Consider the following 14,004-nt stretch of genomic DNA (forward strand, 5'->3'; position numbering starts at 1 on the left):
TTACCAGGTTGCAGCCCGTTTCATCGTTATTGCGAGGCTCTTCCCAGCCAGCTGTCCCAGTCTTTCCAGACAGGCTGAAGACCCTGCGCCGTCAGGGCGGCGGCGACCGCTTCCGGGCGTCGTCCGTCATGGGGTGCAAATTGTTCCAGTTCCGGATGGTCGTCGGCGTAGCCGCCAGGCTGCGTTTTGGAAAACGCGCTGACGTTGTTAATTGCAATCGGGATGACGCGATCGCGAAATGCCGGAGACTCGCGCGTTGAGAGCGATAATTCCACTTCCGGAGCGAGCAGGCGAAACGCGCAAATGGTCTGCACCAGCTGGCGTTCATCCATCAGCGAAGCCGGTTCAATTCCTCCCGCGCAGGGACGCAGGCGCGGGAAGGAGATGGAGTATCGGCTCTGCCAGTAGTGCTGCTGCAACCACAGCAGATGTTCCGCCACCATGTAACAATCCACCCGCCAGCTGTCGGAGAGCCCGATCAGCGCACCCAGACCGATTTTGTCGATACCGGCGCGACCCAGCCTGTCCGGCGTTTCCAGGCGGAAGAAGAAATCCTGTTTCTTGCCCTTCAGGTGGTGTCGGGCGTACGTCGCCTCGTGGTAGGTTTCCTGATAGACCATGACGCCGTCCAGCCCGAGCGTTTTGAGCTCCGCGTACTCCTCCTGCGACAGAGGCTGCACTTCCATCTGCAACGACGCAAACTGACGACGAATGGCGGGAAGGTGCCGACGGAAATAGTCCATTCCCACTTTCCCCTGATGTTCGCCCGTGACCAGCAAAAGATGTTCAAAGCCCATTTCACGGATGGCCGCACACTCACGGGCAATCTCAGCCTCATCGAGCGTTTTACGCTTGATGCGGTTGCTCATGGAGAAACCGCAGTAGGTGCAGTCATTGGCGCACAGGTTGGAGAGATAGAGCGGCACGTAGAAACTCACCGTGTTGCCAAACCGCTGGCGGGTAAGCCGCTGCGCTCGCTGGGCCATCGGTTCGAGGTAGGCGCTGGCCGCCGGGGAGAGCAGGGCCATCAGATCCTCGCGGGTCAGATGACGGGCCTGCAGCGCGCGCTCCACGTCAGCCGCCGTTTTGCTGTTGATACGCAGGGCAATGTCGTCCCAGTTAAGCTGGCGCCAGCGCTCGGTAAACGTGCTCATGAGATCGCCTCCAGAAAACCGGTCAGCGGGCTGGTGGCCTGCGCCTGGAAACTGCGCGAGCCGGGGCCGGATCCCCTTGCCAGCAGGCCTGCCTCTACGGCCAGGCGGAATGCACGCGCCATCATGACCGGATCGTCGGCAACCGCGATAGCCGTATTCACCAGCACCGCGTCAGCACCCATCTCCAGCGCCTGCGCGGCATGGCTGGGCACGCCAATGCCCGCATCCACCACCACCGGCACGGTAGCCTGCTCAATAATGATTTCCAGCATCGCGCGGGTCTCCAGCCCCTGGTTGGAGCCAATGGGGGCCCCCAGCGGCATGACGGCGGCGCAGCCGACCTCTTCCAACCGTTTGCACAGGACAGGGTCGGCCCCGCAGTAAGGCAGGACGGTAAACCCTTGCTGAACCAGCTTTTCAGCCGCTTTCAGCGTTTCGATCGGATCGGGCAGCAGCCAGCGGGCATCCGGATGGATTTCCAGCTTCAACCAGCGGGTGCCGAGCGCCTCCCGTGCCAGCTGTGCGGCAAAAATCGCCTCTTCTGCCGTTTTGGCGCCGGAGGTGTTGGGCAACAGCGTGACGCCCGCTTCCAGCAACGGAGCCAGAATGGCATCGCTGTGATGGCGCAGATCCACGCGCTTAAGCGCCAGCGTCACCAGCTGGCTGCCGCTTTCGCGAATGGCCTCCACCATCAGCTGTGGCGAGGCGAATTTTCCGGTTCCGGTAAACAGATGCGAATCAAAATCCTTATCGGCAATACGTAACATCTCAGCCCCCTGCGATAACCTGAAACAGCAGGATCTGGTCGCCGTCATTGACCTGCTGATGTTCCCACTGCTCGCGCGGCAGGATCTGTTGATTGAGCGCCAGCGCCGTTCCCGGCTTGAGCTGACGCAGCTTGTCGAGCAGTGCGGCAACGGTGAGCCCGTCGTCGCAGCTCATCGGCTCATCGTTAAACAGAATGCGCATCGCGGCCTCCGCACACAGGGCAGTGGCTGGCGCGATGCAGCGCCAGATGACGCCAGCCGCTGGAGCGGGCATCAAACAGCCGCAGCGTATTGCGTTCCGTCTCCATGCCGCTGAGCAGCTTGATGGCCTCCAGCGCCTGCATCGTGCCCATCACGCCGACCACCGGACCCAGAATGCCCGCCGTACGGCAGTTGCGCGTCGGCTCGGCATCGTCCGGCCACAGGCAGCGATAGCAGCCCTGCGTCCACGGTGGCGTCAGAACCATCATTTGCCCGCCGAACCCCACCGCGCTGGCGGTGATAAGCGGCGTATGGTTTACCACGCAGGCGGCGTTGATCGCCTGGCGCGTCGCCATGTTGTCGGTACAGTCCAGCACCACGTCGGCAAGGGCGACTTCACGGTGCAGGCTTTCACCGCCAAGCCGCTCCTGTAGGGCAATCAGTTCGATATCCGGGTTAAGCTGATGCAGCCGCTGCCGGGTGATCTGTGCTTTCGGCTGGTTGATATCCTCGGTGGTAAAGAGGATTTGTCGCTGCAGGTTGCTGAGGTGGACCTCGTCGTCGTCGGCCAGCACCAGCGTGCCGATGCCCGCGCCTGCCAGATAGAGCGCGGCGGGTGCACCTAATCCCCCCAGGCCAACAATCAGCACCCGGCTGGCGAGCAGTTTTTGCTGCCCGTCGATGGCGATATCTTCCAGCAGGATCTGACGGCTGTAGCGCATAAAGTCGCGATCATTCATCGCCTGCTCCTGCCAGCTGTAACAGCTGTTCGGTGGCGGCCTGCCAGTCTGCGGCCTGGGTGATGGCGCTGACGACGGCGATGCTGCCCACGCCGGTCTCCAGCACTGCCGGGGCGCGTTCCAGGCTGATTCCGCCGATGGCGACGGTGGGGTAGTCGGCAAGGCGTTTAACGTGACCCGCCAGTTGCGTCAGACCCTGCGGAGCGGAGGGCATCTGCTTGGTTTGCGTCGGGAAGACGTGACCGAGCGCGATGTAAGAGGGACGGGCCGCCAGGGCCACGTCGATCTCCATGTCATCGTGTGTTGACACGCCAAGACGTAACCCGGCGTCACGGATTGCGCTCAGATCCGTTGTTTCCAGGTCCTCCTGACCCAGATGCACGCCGTACGCCCGGTGCTTAACGGCCAGCCGCCAGTAGTCATTGATAAACAGGCGGGCGTTATACCGACGCCCCAGCGCAATGGCGGCAACCACATCAGCTTCCACCTCCTCATCGCGTTTATCCTTGATGCGCAGCTGGAGGGTGCGAACGCCTGCCTCCAGCAGGCGCGCTATCCACGCCACGCTGTCCACCACCGGATAGAGCCCTAAACGGTATGGAACGGGTGGGAAATCGGGCTGGTACATTACGCCTCCTCTTTTTTGAGGTAGATTTCGCCGCCTTTGGCGCGGAAGGCTTCGGACATGTCCGCCATACCCACTTCAATGGTTTGCGTGGCGGCGTAGTCGCGCACCTCCTGGCTGATTTTCATCGAGCAGAACTTCGGCCCACACATGGAGCAGAAGTGCGCGACTTTGCCCGATTCCTGCGGCAGGGTTTCGTCGTGGTAGGCGCGGGCGGTGAACGGATCCAGCGCCAGGTTGAACTGGTCTTCCCAGCGGAATTCAAAGCGCGCCTTCGACATGGCGTTATCACGGATTTGCGCGCCCGGGTGGCCTTTGGCCAGATCCGCCGCGTGGGCGGCAATTTTGTAGGTGATCAGCCCCTGTTTCACGTCCTCTTTGTTAGGCAGGCCGAGGTGCTCTTTCGGCGTCACGTAGCAGAGCATGGCGCAGCCGAACCAGCCGATCATCGCCGCCCCAATGCCTGACGTGAAGTGGTCATAGCCCGGCGCGATGTCGGTGGTCAGCGGCCCCAGCGTGTAGAACGGCGCTTCGTGGCAGTGCTCCAGCTCTTCGGTCATGTTGCGGCGGATCATCTGCATCGGCACGTGGCCCGGGCCTTCAATCATCACCTGTACGTCATACTCCCAGGCGATTTTGGTCAGCTCGCCCAGCGTGTGCAGCTCGGCAAACTGTGCTTCGTCGTTGGCGTCGCGGATGGAGCCCGGGCGCAGGCCGTCGCCCAGCGACAGAGAGACATCGTAAGCGGCGCAGATTTCGCAGATCTCGCGGAAGTGTTCGTAAAGGAAGTTCTCCTGGTGATGGGAGAGGCACCACTTCGCCATGATCGAACCGCCGCGCGAGACGATGCCGGTAAGACGCTTCGCGGTCATCGGCACGTAGCGCAGCAGCACGCCCGCGTGAATGGTGAAGTAGTCCACGCCCTGTTCCGCCTGCTCCAGCAGCGTGTCGCGGAACGCTTCCCAGGTGAGGTTTTCGGCAATGCCGTTGACCTTCTCCAGCGCCTGATAAATCGGGACGGTGCCAATCGGAACCGGGCTGTTACGCAGGATCCATTCGCGGGTTTCGTGAATATAGCGGCCGGTGGAGAGATCCATTACCGTGTCCGCGCCCCAGCGCGTTGACCAGACAAGCTTTTCAACCTCTTCTTCGATGGAGGAGGTGACGGCCGAGTTACCGATGTTAGCGTTGACCTTCACCAGGAAGTTGCGGCCGATAATCATCGGCTCGGATTCCGGGTGGTTAATGTTGGCGGGGATGATCGCGCGGCCTGCGGCCACTTCGTCACGCACAAATTCCGGCGTGATGTTCTCCGGCAGGCGTGCGCCAAAGCCTTCGCCCGGGTGCTGGTAGCGCAGCACTTCGCTGCGGATACGCTCGCGGCCCATGTTCTCGCGGATGGCGATGAACTCCATCTCCGGCGTGACGATCCCCTGGCGGGCGTAGTGCAGTTGCGTCACGCATTTGCCCGCTCTGGCGCGTTTTGGCGTCAGCAGGCCGGTAAAGCGCAGCGCGTCCAGACCGTCGTCGGCCAGGCGTTCTTTGGTGTATGCAGAACTGCGTACGTTCAGTTCTTCGCAGTCGTTACGCGCCTCTATCCACGGCTGGCGCAGCTTTGCCAGACCCTGCTGGACGTTAATAGCCACATCAGGATCGCCGTACGGGCCGGAGGTGTCATACACCGGCACGGCTTCGTTGTCTTCATACTGCGGATTCTCTTTGCTGCCGCCGATAAGCGTCGGGCTGAGCTGGATTTCGCGCATCGGGACGCGGATATCGGCCTGCGAGCCGGAAATGTAGATGCGTTTCGAGTTCGGGAAAGCGGTGCCTTCCAGGGTGTCGATGAAATGTTGGGCCTGTGCACGCTGTTCGCGGCGGGTCAGTTTTGCAGTAGACATAGCTCATTCCAAAAGTGAAGGACATGGCTTGTCAGACGACGGATGAAGCAAGAGAGGATCGCCCGGGGGGCGATACAACAGCAGTGTGACTCTTGTTCCCTTCGCAGGTATTAGCCTGATCAGGTTCCGCGGATCCCGAATTAACGGTCTCAGCCCGGCTTTCGCTCTGGGCACTCCGACAAGAAAAATCCCCCTCGTGAGAGGGGCGAATGGTTGTAAATTACTCGTTAACGATTAAGAACTCAAGCCGGGCGCGCGATGTTATCTTCGGGGCTGGCGTCCAGGACGAGGCTAATCAGCTTATCTTCCAGCGTGAATCGCTCTTCCAGCGCTTCGCCAAGGTCGGAAAGCGCCTGCTGGAACTCTAGATAGTTATCGTGATCGATGGCGTTCTCAAGCGTGGAATCGTAGTAATCCATGATCTGCTGGGTGTTGGCTTCCAGCAGCGGACAAAGTTTGCTGGCCGCTAAATACGGCGTTGTCCCTTCCATTTCGCGGATAATGCGTTCATAAATATTGAAATGGCCGTCGGACAGATAGTCGACCAGGCTCTGACAAAAATCATCCAGCGCTTTTTCATTCAGCCGCATAAACGATTCTTTGCCAGGCTTAAGACCGACCAGATTGTAATAAGCCACGAGTAGATGCTTGCGCACATGTAGCCAGCGATCCACCAGTTTGTTACTTCCTCTAACGCGCTCAGTCAGGCTTTCTAGCTGGTTTAACATGGTCGACTCCGCAAAGTGTAGGATTGAATCTGCTCATCCAGAATGTAACCACAATGCTAACAACATGTCAGTGAAGCGAAGGTAGTGCAATAGATATGGATCGTATTATTGAAAAATCAGATCTGGGTTGGTGGATCGTCAGTCACGAACAAAAATTATGGTTGCCCGGTGGAGAGCTGCCCTACGGTGCGGCGGAAACGTTTGATCTCGTGGGCCAGCCTGCGCTGAAGATCGGCGAGTGGCAGGGTGAACCCGTGTGGTTGATCCAACAATCGCGTCGTCAGGATATGGGATCCGTTCGCCAGGTGTTGGATCTGGACGTAGGCCTGTTCCAGCTGGCGGGGCGGGGCGTGCAGCTGGCGGAGTTTTACCGCTCGCACAAATACTGCGGCTATTGCGGCCATACCATGCACCCGAGTAAAACCGAGTGGGCGATGCTCTGCAGCCACTGCCGCGAACGTTATTACCCACAAATTGCGCCGTGCATTATCGTCGCTATCCGTCGGGATGACTCTATTTTGCTTGCACAGCATACCCGCCATCGCAACGGCATTCATACCGTGCTGGCCGGGTTCGTCGAAGTGGGCGAAACGCTGGAGCAGGCAGTGGCGCGCGAGGTGATGGAAGAGAGCGGGATCAAAGTGAAGAACCTGCGCTACGTCACCTCCCAGCCGTGGCCGTTCCCGCAGTCGCTGATGACGGCCTTTATGGCCGACTATGACAGCGGCGAGATCGTTATCGATCAGAAAGAGCTGCTGGATGCGAACTGGTATCGGTATGACGATCTACCGCTGCTTCCCCCACCGGGTACCGTGGCGCGTCGGCTGATAGAAGATACCGTAGCGATGTGTCGGGCCGAGTATGAGTAGTGTTACACTGAGGCCATGACGCTTAAGGAACTGCAAAAATGACCGAACTGAAGAACGATCGCTATCTGCGCGCGCTGCTGCGCCAGCCCGTTGATGTCACCCCGGTGTGGATGATGCGCCAGGCGGGACGCTATCTGCCAGAGTACAAAGCCACGCGCGCGCAGGCGGGCGATTTTATGTCGCTGTGCAAAAACGCCGAGCTGGCCTGTGAAGTGACGCTCCAGCCGTTGCGCCGCTTCCCGCTGGATGCGGCGATCCTCTTCTCGGATATTCTGACCATTCCGGATGCGATGGGCCTTGGCCTGTACTTCGAAACCGGTGAAGGCCCGCGTTTTACCTCTCCGATCAGAAGCAAAGCCGATGTGGACAAGCTGCCGATCCCCGATCCGGAAGGCGAGCTGGGCTACGTGATGAACGCCGTGCGCACCATTCGCCGCGAGCTGAAAGGCGAAGTGCCGCTGATTGGCTTCTCCGGCAGCCCGTGGACGCTGGCGACCTATATGGTGGAAGGGGGCAGCAGCAAAGCCTTCACCCTGATTAAAAAGATGATGTACGCCGAGCCGCTGGCTCTGCATGCGCTGCTCGACAAGCTTGCGAAGAGCGTCACGCTCTATCTCAACGCGCAGATTAAAGCCGGTGCGCAGTCGGTGATGATTTTCGATACCTGGGGCGGCGTGCTGACCGGGCGTGATTATCAACAGTTCTCCCTGTATTACATGCATAAAATCGTTGACGGCCTGCTGCGCGAAAACGAAGGCCGCCGCGTGCCGGTGACGCTGTTCACCAAAGGTGGCGGTCAGTGGCTGGAAGCCATGGCGGCAACCGGCTGTGACGCCCTGGGTCTCGACTGGACCACCGATATCGCTGATGCCCGCCGCCGCGTGGGCGACAAAGTGGCGCTTCAGGGCAATATGGACCCGTCCATGCTCTATGCGCCGCCTGCCCGCATTGAAGAAGAAGTGTCGACTATACTGTCTGGTTTCGGCCAGGGGGAAGGCCACGTCTTTAACCTCGGCCACGGTATTCATCAGGATGTGCCGCCAGAGCACGCAGGCGTATTTGTGGAGGCGGTGCATCGGCTTTCTGCCCAGTATCACAAGTAAGGAGTCGTTATGGATCTCGCGTCGCTACGCGCTCAACAAATCGAACTGGCCTCATCGGTGATCCGCGAGGATCGTCTGGATAAGGATCCTCCGCAGTACATTGGCGGAGCCGACGTCGGGTTTGAGCAGGGTGGGGACGTGACGCGAGCGGCGATGGTGGTGCTGAAATACCCTTCGCTCGAGCTGGTGGAGTACAAGGTCGCGCGTATTGCCACCACCATGCCGTACATTCCGGGCTTTCTCTCCTTCCGCGAATATCCCGCGCTGCTGGCAGCGTGGGAGCAGCTTTCGCAAAAACCTGACCTGCTTTTTGTCGATGGACACGGTATCTCACACCCGCGCCGTTTAGGCGTTGCCAGCCACTTTGGGCTGCTGGTGGATGTGCCGACCATCGGTGTCGCCAAGAAACGCCTCTGCGGCGCCTTTGAACCTCTTTCAGCCCAGCCGGGTGCGCTGGCACCGCTTATCCATAAAGGCGAGCAGCTGGCGTGGGTCTGGCGCAGCAAGGCACGCTGTAATCCGCTGTTCATCGCCACCGGCCATCGGGTGAGTATGGACAGCGCCCTGGCGTGGGTACAGCGCTGCATGAAGGGCTACCGCTTACCGGAGCCAACGCGCTGGGCTGACGCGGTGGCCTCTTCGCGTCCGGCTTTTGTTCGTTGGCAGGAAATTCAGCGATGATTCAGGTAAACTGCGCCTAATTTTCGATTCGAGAGATCATCATGCTACAAAACCCGATTCACCTGCGCCTTGAAAAGCTGGAAAGCTGGCAGCACGTCACCTTCATGGCTTGCCTGTGCGAGCGCATGTATCCCAACTATGCCGCGTTCTGCAAGCAGACCGGCTTTGGTGATGGCCATATCTACCGCCGCATTCTGGATCTGATCTGGGAAACGCTGACGGTGAAAGACGCGAAGGTGAATTTCGACTCTCAGCTCGAAAAGCTGGAAGAGGCGATCCCGGTGGCGGATGATTTTGACCTGTACGGCGTCTACCCGGCAATTGATGCCTGTGTGGCGTTAAGCGAATTGCTCCACTCCCGCCTGAGCGGTGAGACGCTGGAGCACGCTATCGAAGTCAGTAAGGCCTCTATCACCACCGTGGCGATGCTGGAAATGACCCAGGAAGGTCGCGAGATGACCGACGAAGAGCTGCGTGCAAATCCGGCCGTTGAGCAAGAATGGGATATCCAGTGGGAGATTTTCCGCCTGCTGGCAGAGTGTGAAGAACGCGACATTGAGCTGATCAAAGGGCTGCGCGCGGACTTACGTGAGGCCGGTGAGAGTAATATTGGTATAATTTTTAACCAATGAGATAAGAAAACTTGAGATAACGCCCGTTTTGTCGCTCCTCGACTCTTCCCTTTCGACCCTTGTCTGGTCTACATTTGGGGGGCGAAAAAAAGTGGCTATCGGTGCGTGTATGCAGGAGAGTGCTTTTTTGGCATTTTCGTCGCACTCGATGCTTAGCAAGCGATAAACACATTGAAAGGATAACTTATGAACAAGACTCAACTGATTGATGTAATTGCGGACAAGGCTGATCTGTCTAAAGTGCAGGCTAAAGCTGCTCTGGAATCTACCCTGGCTGCTATTACTGAGTCTCTGAAAGAAGGCGATGCTGTACAACTGGTTGGTTTCGGTACCTTCAAAGTGAACCACCGCGCTGAGCGTACTGGCCGCAACCCGCAGACCGGTAAAGAAATCAAAATCGCCGCAGCTAACGTGCCGGCATTTGTTTCTGGTAAAGCACTGAAAGACGCTGTTAAGTAAGACGCGTGGCAGTGAACAGTTTTAGCGAAGGGGCGGCAACGCCCCTTTTGTCTTTCTGGCGCGGAACGCTCGCGCTGGCAGGTGTGCTGCTGCTGTCAGCCTGTAGTCACGACACCACTCTGCCGCCGTTTACCGCCAGCGGCTACGCTGACAACCAGGGCGCGGTCAGGATCTGGCGTAAAGATTCCGGCAATGAAGTTCATCTGTTGTCTGCCTTCAGCCCGTGGCATAGCGGCAATACGTCGACGGCAGAATATCGCTGGCAGGGAGATGACTTCTCGCTGATTGAGCTGAACGTCTACAGCAAGACCCCCGAACACGTGAAAGTGCGTTTTGACGACCATGGCGAGCTGAGCTTTATGCAGCGTGAAGTCAGCGGTCAAAAACAGCAGCTTTCCAGCGACCAAATCGCCCTCTACCGTTACCGTGCCGAACAAATCCGCCAGACCAGCGATGCGCTTCGTCTGGGACGCGTTGTGCTGCGCCAGGGGCGCTGGCATAACGATGGAACGGTAACCACCTGCGAAGGGCAAACGGTGAAGCCTGAGCTTGAATCCTGGGCGACCGAACACATTCAACGCCGTCAGCGTCATTCATCAATGGACGTGAGCGTGGCGTGGCTTGAGGCGCCGGAAGGCTCTCAATTGCTATTGGTGGCGAACGAAGATTTCTGCACCTGGCAGCCGACAGAGAAGAGTTTTTGAGTTCTGTGGATTAAGCCGGATGGCGCTAACGCTTATCCGGCCTACGAACGATTCCCTCTCCCAGTGGGGGAGGGTGAGGGCGAGGAGGAATTACTCCCCCTGCTCACGCGCAATCGCGCGATAGCCGATATCCTGACGGCTAAAGCTACCGTTCCAGTGAATATCCGCCATCAGCGCATAGGCGCGCTTCTGTGCTTCTGCCACGGTATGGCCCAGCGCGGTCGCACACAGCACGCGGCCGCCGTTGGTCAGAACGCGATCGTCCTCAGCCAGCTTCGTACCGGCGTGGAACACCTTCGCACCGTCAATCTCTTCCAGCGGCAGACCGTGGATCTCATCACCGGTGCTGTAGTTGCCCGGATAACCCCCCGCAGCAATCACCACGCCGAGAGACGCACGCTCGTCCCACTCGGAGGTTTTCTCGTCCAGCTTGCCATCGCAGGCAGCCAGGCACAGCTCCACCAGATCGGATTTCATGCGCAGCATGATTGGCTGGGTTTCTGGATCGCCAAAGCGGCAGTTGAATTCGATGACCTTAGGGTTACCCTGCTTGTCGATCATCAGGCCTGCATAAAGGAAACCGGTGTAGGTATTGCCTTCTGCCGCCATCCCCTTCACGGTAGGCCAGATGATGCGATCCATGGTGCGCTGGTGGACGTCGTCAGTCACGACCGGTGCAGGGGAGTAAGCGCCCATCCCGCCGGTATTAGGCCCCGTGTCGCCATTGCCCACACGCTTGTGATCCTGGCTGGTGGCCATCGGCAGAACGTGCTCGCCGTCGACCATGACGATAAAGCTCGCCTCTTCACCGTCGAGGAACTCTTCTATCACGATGCGGTGGCCGGCATCGCCAAAGGCATTACCTGCCAGCATATCCTGAACCGCGGCTTCGGCTTCTTCGAGCGTCATCGCGACGATCACGCCTTTACCCGCGGCCAGACCGTCGGCCTTGATAACAATCGGCGCGCCCTTCTCACGTAAGTAGGCCAGAGCAGGCTCCACTTCAGTGAAATTCTGATATTCCGCCGTCGGGATGTTATGACGCGCGAGGAAATCTTTGGTGAAGGCCTTGGAGCCTTCCAGCTGCGCGGCGCCTTCCGTTGGGCCAAAGATTTTCAGGCCCGCCGCGCGGAACGCATCCACCACGCCAATCACCAGCGGCGCTTCAGGGCCGACGATGGTCAGGTCGATTTTCTCCTGCTGAGCAAAGCTTAACAGCGCCGGAATGTCGGTCACGCCGATAGCCACGTTCTGCAGCGCGGGTTCCAGTGCGGTACCGGCGTTGCCCGGTGCCACGAAGACCGTTTTAACCAGCGGAGACTGGGCCGCTTTCCACGCCAGCGCGTGCTCGCGTCCGCCGTTACCAATCACTAATACTTTCATTTTCTGCTCCGGGAATTAATGACGGAAGTGACGCATGTCGGTGAAGATCATCGCAATGCCGTGTTCGTCGGCAGCGGCAATCACTTCGTCGTCGCGGATTGAGCCGCCAGGCTGGATCACGCAGGTGATGCCGACAGCGGCTGCGGCGTCGATACCGTCACGGAACGGGAAGAAGGCGTCAGAGGCCATGGCGGAGCCTTTGACTTCCAGGCCTTCATCGCCTGCTTTAATACCCGCGATTTTCGCCGAGTAAACGCGGCTCATCTGGCCTGCGCCTATCCCGATAGTCATGTTCTCTTTGGCATAGACGATGGCGTTGGATTTCACGAACTTCGCCACCTTCCAGCAGAACAGCGCGTCACGCAGCTCCTGTTCGGTCGGCTGGCGTTTCGTTACCACGCGCAGGTCGGCTTCTGTCACCATCCCCAGATCGCGGTCCTGAACCAGCAGGCCGCCGTTCACGCGCTTGAAGTCCAGGCCCGGCACGCGTTCTGCCCACTGGCCGCAAACCAGCACGCGCACGTTCTGTTTTGCCGCGGTGATTTTCAGCGCGTCTTCGGAGGCCGATGGCGCGATGATCACTTCGACAAACTGGCGGGAGATGATGGCCTGTGCGGTTTCGGCATCCAGCTCGCGGTTGAAGGCGATAATGCCGCCGAACGCGGAGGTCGGGTCGGTTTTGTAGGCGCGGTCATAGGCGTCCAGAATGGAGGTGCTCACGGCAACGCCACATGGGTTCGCATGCTTGACGATAACGCAGGCCGGCTCGCTGAATTCTTTCACGCATTCCAGCGCTGCGTCTGTATCGGCAATGTTGTTATAGGAGAGCGCTTTGCCTTGCACCTGCTGGGCGGTCGCAACTGAGGCTTCTTTTACCTCTTCTATATAGAAGGCCGCCTGCTGGTGGCTGTTCTCGCCGTAGCGCATATCCTGCTTCTTAATGAAGTTCAGGTTCAGGGTGCGCGGGAAGCGGCCAGAAGGATCTTTGCTTTCACCGTGGTAAGCCGGCACCAGGCTACCGAAGTAGTTGGCGATCATGCTGTCGTACGCGGCGGTGTGCTCGAAGGCTTTGATGGCGAGGTCGAAACGCGTTTCCAGGGTCAGCGACCCATCGTTGGCGTCCATCTCATTAATAATGGCGGTGTAATCGCTGCTCTTTACCACGATGGCGACATCTTTATGGTTCTTGGCCGCGGAGCGCACCATGGTCGGGCCGCCGATATCAATATTCTCTACGGCATCTTCCAGAGAGCAGCCTTCACGCGCCACGGTCTGGGCGAACGGGTAGAGGTTAACGACAACCATATCAATTGGCGCGATGTCGTGCTGTTCCATAATGGCGTCGTCCTGACCGCGACGGCCCAGAATGCCGCCGTGGACTTTCGGGTGCAGGGTTTTGACGCGTCCATCCATCATTTCCGGGAAACCGGTGTAATCGGACACTTCGGTTACCGGCAGACCTTTATCTGCTAACAGGCGAGCGGTTCCACCTGTGGAAAGCAGCTCTACACCGCGTGCAGAAAGTGCCTGAGCGAATTCGACGATACCGGCTTTATCAGAAACACTGAGCAGAGCGCGGCGGACTGGACGACGTTGTTGCATGGTAAATCCCCTGGATTTCACGATTACAGAGAGCGTTAGATGAATTTTCCTGTGAAAAACTCATCTAACACACCTGACGAGGCATCCTTGTAAAGCGCGAGCATTTTAACGAAAACGTTTGCGCAACGCTCGCACATTTTCACTTTTTCGTATCATTGTGGATAAGTCTGTGTGTAAAAAGGTATAAGGCGGGGTTTTGCTGTGGAATGCAGCAGTCAGTCATTTTTCTGTCATTTAGCGGTTGCGGCCTGCGGAGAACTCCCTATAATGCGCCTCCATCGACACGGCGGATGTGAATCACTTCACACAACAAGCGGTTCGGTTGAAGAGAAAAAAATCCTGAAATAACGGGTTGACTCTGAAAGAGGAAAGCGTAATATACGCCACCTCGCAACGGTGAGCGAAAGCCGCGTTGCACTGCTCTTTAACAATTTATCAGACAATCTGTGTGGGCACTC

At 58.6% G+C, this 14,004-nt stretch carries 15 protein-coding genes and 1 riboswitch; of the genes, 6 read left to right on the top strand and 9 right to left on the bottom strand.

The window, feature by feature from the left end; translation table 11 throughout:
- Positions 1-26: 26 nt before the first annotated feature.
- The 7 genes from thiH to ACHH0Z_RS23800 form a co-directional block, all read right to left on the bottom strand.
- Entirely contained in the window at positions 27-1,154 is a 1,128-nt protein-coding gene (gene thiH / locus ACHH0Z_RS23770; protein WP_023294848.1) for a 2-iminoacetate synthase ThiH, read from the bottom strand.
- Entirely contained in the window at positions 1,151-1,921 is a 771-nt protein-coding gene (gene thiG, locus ACHH0Z_RS23775) for a thiazole synthase (RefSeq protein WP_023345241.1), read from the bottom strand. Before thiG ends, thiH begins: the two co-directional genes overlap by 4 nt.
- 1 nt (position 1,922) lies before the next feature.
- On the bottom strand, positions 1,923-2,123 hold the full coding sequence (thiS, locus tag ACHH0Z_RS23780) for a sulfur carrier protein ThiS (RefSeq protein WP_008503460.1): 201 nt from the start codon (positions 2,121-2,123) through the stop codon (positions 1,923-1,925).
- A complete protein-coding gene (locus ACHH0Z_RS23785; protein WP_032654577.1) occupies positions 2,107-2,862 on the bottom strand; it encodes a HesA/MoeB/ThiF family protein in 756 nt (251 codons plus the stop codon). The genes thiS and ACHH0Z_RS23785 overlap by 17 nt, the downstream gene beginning before the upstream one ends.
- Positions 2,855-3,490, bottom strand: a complete 636-nt coding sequence (thiE, locus tag ACHH0Z_RS23790; RefSeq protein ID WP_021242961.1) for a thiamine phosphate synthase — start codon at positions 3,488-3,490, stop codon at positions 2,855-2,857. The genes ACHH0Z_RS23785 and thiE overlap by 8 nt, the downstream gene beginning before the upstream one ends.
- Positions 3,490-5,385: a phosphomethylpyrimidine synthase ThiC gene (gene thiC, locus ACHH0Z_RS23795; protein ID WP_045409537.1), complete on the bottom strand. Its 1,896-nt coding sequence runs from the start codon at positions 5,383-5,385 to the stop codon at positions 3,490-3,492. The genes thiE and thiC overlap by 1 nt, the downstream gene beginning before the upstream one ends.
- A gap of 79 nt (positions 5,386-5,464) precedes the next feature.
- Positions 5,465-5,573: riboswitch (TPP riboswitch) on the bottom strand.
- A 54-nt stretch (positions 5,574-5,627) separates the two neighbouring features.
- Positions 5,628-6,113 carry an Rsd/AlgQ family anti-sigma factor gene (locus ACHH0Z_RS23800; RefSeq protein ID WP_008503464.1) on the bottom strand — a complete coding sequence of 162 codons (486 nt, stop codon included), beginning with the start codon at positions 6,111-6,113 and terminating at the stop codon, positions 5,628-5,630.
- A gap of 95 nt (positions 6,114-6,208) precedes the next feature.
- Here ACHH0Z_RS23800 and nudC point away from each other — a divergent pair, with 95 nt between their 5' ends.
- The 6 genes from nudC to ACHH0Z_RS23830 all read left to right on the top strand — a co-directional run bounded on the left by nudC (position 6,209) and on the right by ACHH0Z_RS23830 (position 10,561).
- A complete protein-coding gene (nudC, locus tag ACHH0Z_RS23805; protein WP_008503465.1) occupies positions 6,209-6,982 on the top strand; it encodes an NAD(+) diphosphatase in 774 nt (257 codons plus the stop codon).
- Positions 6,983-7,020: 38 nt separating this feature from the next.
- Positions 7,021-8,085: a uroporphyrinogen decarboxylase gene (hemE, locus tag ACHH0Z_RS23810; protein WP_008503466.1), complete on the top strand. Its 1,065-nt coding sequence runs from the start codon at positions 7,021-7,023 to the stop codon at positions 8,083-8,085.
- Between the two features lie 9 nt (positions 8,086-8,094).
- Positions 8,095-8,766 (top strand): deoxyribonuclease V, encoded by a 672-nt coding sequence (gene nfi / locus ACHH0Z_RS23815; RefSeq protein ID WP_008503467.1) that lies wholly within the window; start codon positions 8,095-8,097, stop codon positions 8,764-8,766.
- Positions 8,767-8,807: 41 nt separating this feature from the next.
- A complete protein-coding gene (locus ACHH0Z_RS23820) occupies positions 8,808-9,398 on the top strand; it encodes a YjaG family protein (protein ID WP_008503468.1) in 591 nt (196 codons plus the stop codon).
- 186 nt (positions 9,399-9,584) lie between these two features.
- A complete protein-coding gene (gene hupA / locus ACHH0Z_RS23825; RefSeq protein ID WP_002445246.1) occupies positions 9,585-9,857 on the top strand; it encodes a nucleoid-associated protein HU-alpha in 273 nt (90 codons plus the stop codon).
- Between the two features lie 11 nt (positions 9,858-9,868).
- Positions 9,869-10,561 carry a DUF1481 domain-containing protein gene (locus ACHH0Z_RS23830; protein WP_045409539.1) on the top strand — a complete coding sequence of 231 codons (693 nt, stop codon included), beginning with the start codon at positions 9,869-9,871 and terminating at the stop codon, positions 10,559-10,561.
- Positions 10,562-10,651: 90 nt separating this feature from the next.
- Here the strand turns inward: ACHH0Z_RS23830 and purD are convergent, their stop codons facing one another.
- Positions 10,652-11,944 (bottom strand): phosphoribosylamine--glycine ligase, encoded by a 1,293-nt coding sequence (gene purD / locus ACHH0Z_RS23835; protein WP_045409542.1) that lies wholly within the window; start codon positions 11,942-11,944, stop codon positions 10,652-10,654.
- Between the two features lie 15 nt (positions 11,945-11,959).
- Positions 11,960-13,546: a bifunctional phosphoribosylaminoimidazolecarboxamide formyltransferase/IMP cyclohydrolase gene (purH, locus tag ACHH0Z_RS23840; protein ID WP_045409545.1), complete on the bottom strand. Its 1,587-nt coding sequence runs from the start codon at positions 13,544-13,546 to the stop codon at positions 11,960-11,962.
- Between the last annotated feature and the right edge of the window lie 458 nt (positions 13,547-14,004).

Origin of the sequence: Enterobacter cloacae complex sp. 2024EL-00227 (assembly GCF_043945315.1) — a bacterium.
Taxonomy (GTDB): domain Bacteria; phylum Pseudomonadota; class Gammaproteobacteria; order Enterobacterales; family Enterobacteriaceae; genus Enterobacter; species Enterobacter roggenkampii.

Bases quoted from the DNA above. Each gene is read 5' to 3' on its own strand.
- thiH (WP_023294848.1), bottom strand. From the start codon at position 1,154: ATGAGCACGTTTACCGAGCGCTGGCGCCAGCTTAACTGGGACGACATT.
- thiE (WP_021242961.1), bottom strand. From the start codon at position 3,490: ATGTACCAGCCCGATTTCCCACCCGTTCCATACCGTTTAGGGCTCTAT.
- hupA (WP_002445246.1), top strand. From the start codon at position 9,585: ATGAACAAGACTCAACTGATTGATGTAATTGCGGACAAGGCTGATCTG.
- thiS (WP_008503460.1), bottom strand. From the start codon at position 2,123: ATGCGCATTCTGTTTAACGATGAGCCGATGAGCTGCGACGACGGGCTC.
- hemE (WP_008503466.1), top strand. From the start codon at position 7,021: ATGACCGAACTGAAGAACGATCGCTATCTGCGCGCGCTGCTGCGCCAG.
- nudC (WP_008503465.1), top strand. From the start codon at position 6,209: ATGGATCGTATTATTGAAAAATCAGATCTGGGTTGGTGGATCGTCAGT.
- purH (WP_045409545.1), bottom strand. From the start codon at position 13,546: ATGCAACAACGTCGTCCAGTCCGCCGCGCTCTGCTCAGTGTTTCTGAT.
- purD (WP_045409542.1), bottom strand. From the start codon at position 11,944: ATGAAAGTATTAGTGATTGGTAACGGCGGACGCGAGCACGCGCTGGCG.
- nfi (WP_008503467.1), top strand. From the start codon at position 8,095: ATGGATCTCGCGTCGCTACGCGCTCAACAAATCGAACTGGCCTCATCG.
- thiG (WP_023345241.1), bottom strand. From the start codon at position 1,921: ATGTTACGTATTGCCGATAAGGATTTTGATTCGCATCTGTTTACCGGA.
- ACHH0Z_RS23785 (WP_032654577.1), bottom strand. From the start codon at position 2,862: ATGAATGATCGCGACTTTATGCGCTACAGCCGTCAGATCCTGCTGGAA.
- ACHH0Z_RS23820 (WP_008503468.1), top strand. From the start codon at position 8,808: ATGCTACAAAACCCGATTCACCTGCGCCTTGAAAAGCTGGAAAGCTGG.
- thiC (WP_045409537.1), bottom strand. From the start codon at position 5,385: ATGTCTACTGCAAAACTGACCCGCCGCGAACAGCGTGCACAGGCCCAA.
- ACHH0Z_RS23800 (WP_008503464.1), bottom strand. From the start codon at position 6,113: ATGTTAAACCAGCTAGAAAGCCTGACTGAGCGCGTTAGAGGAAGTAAC.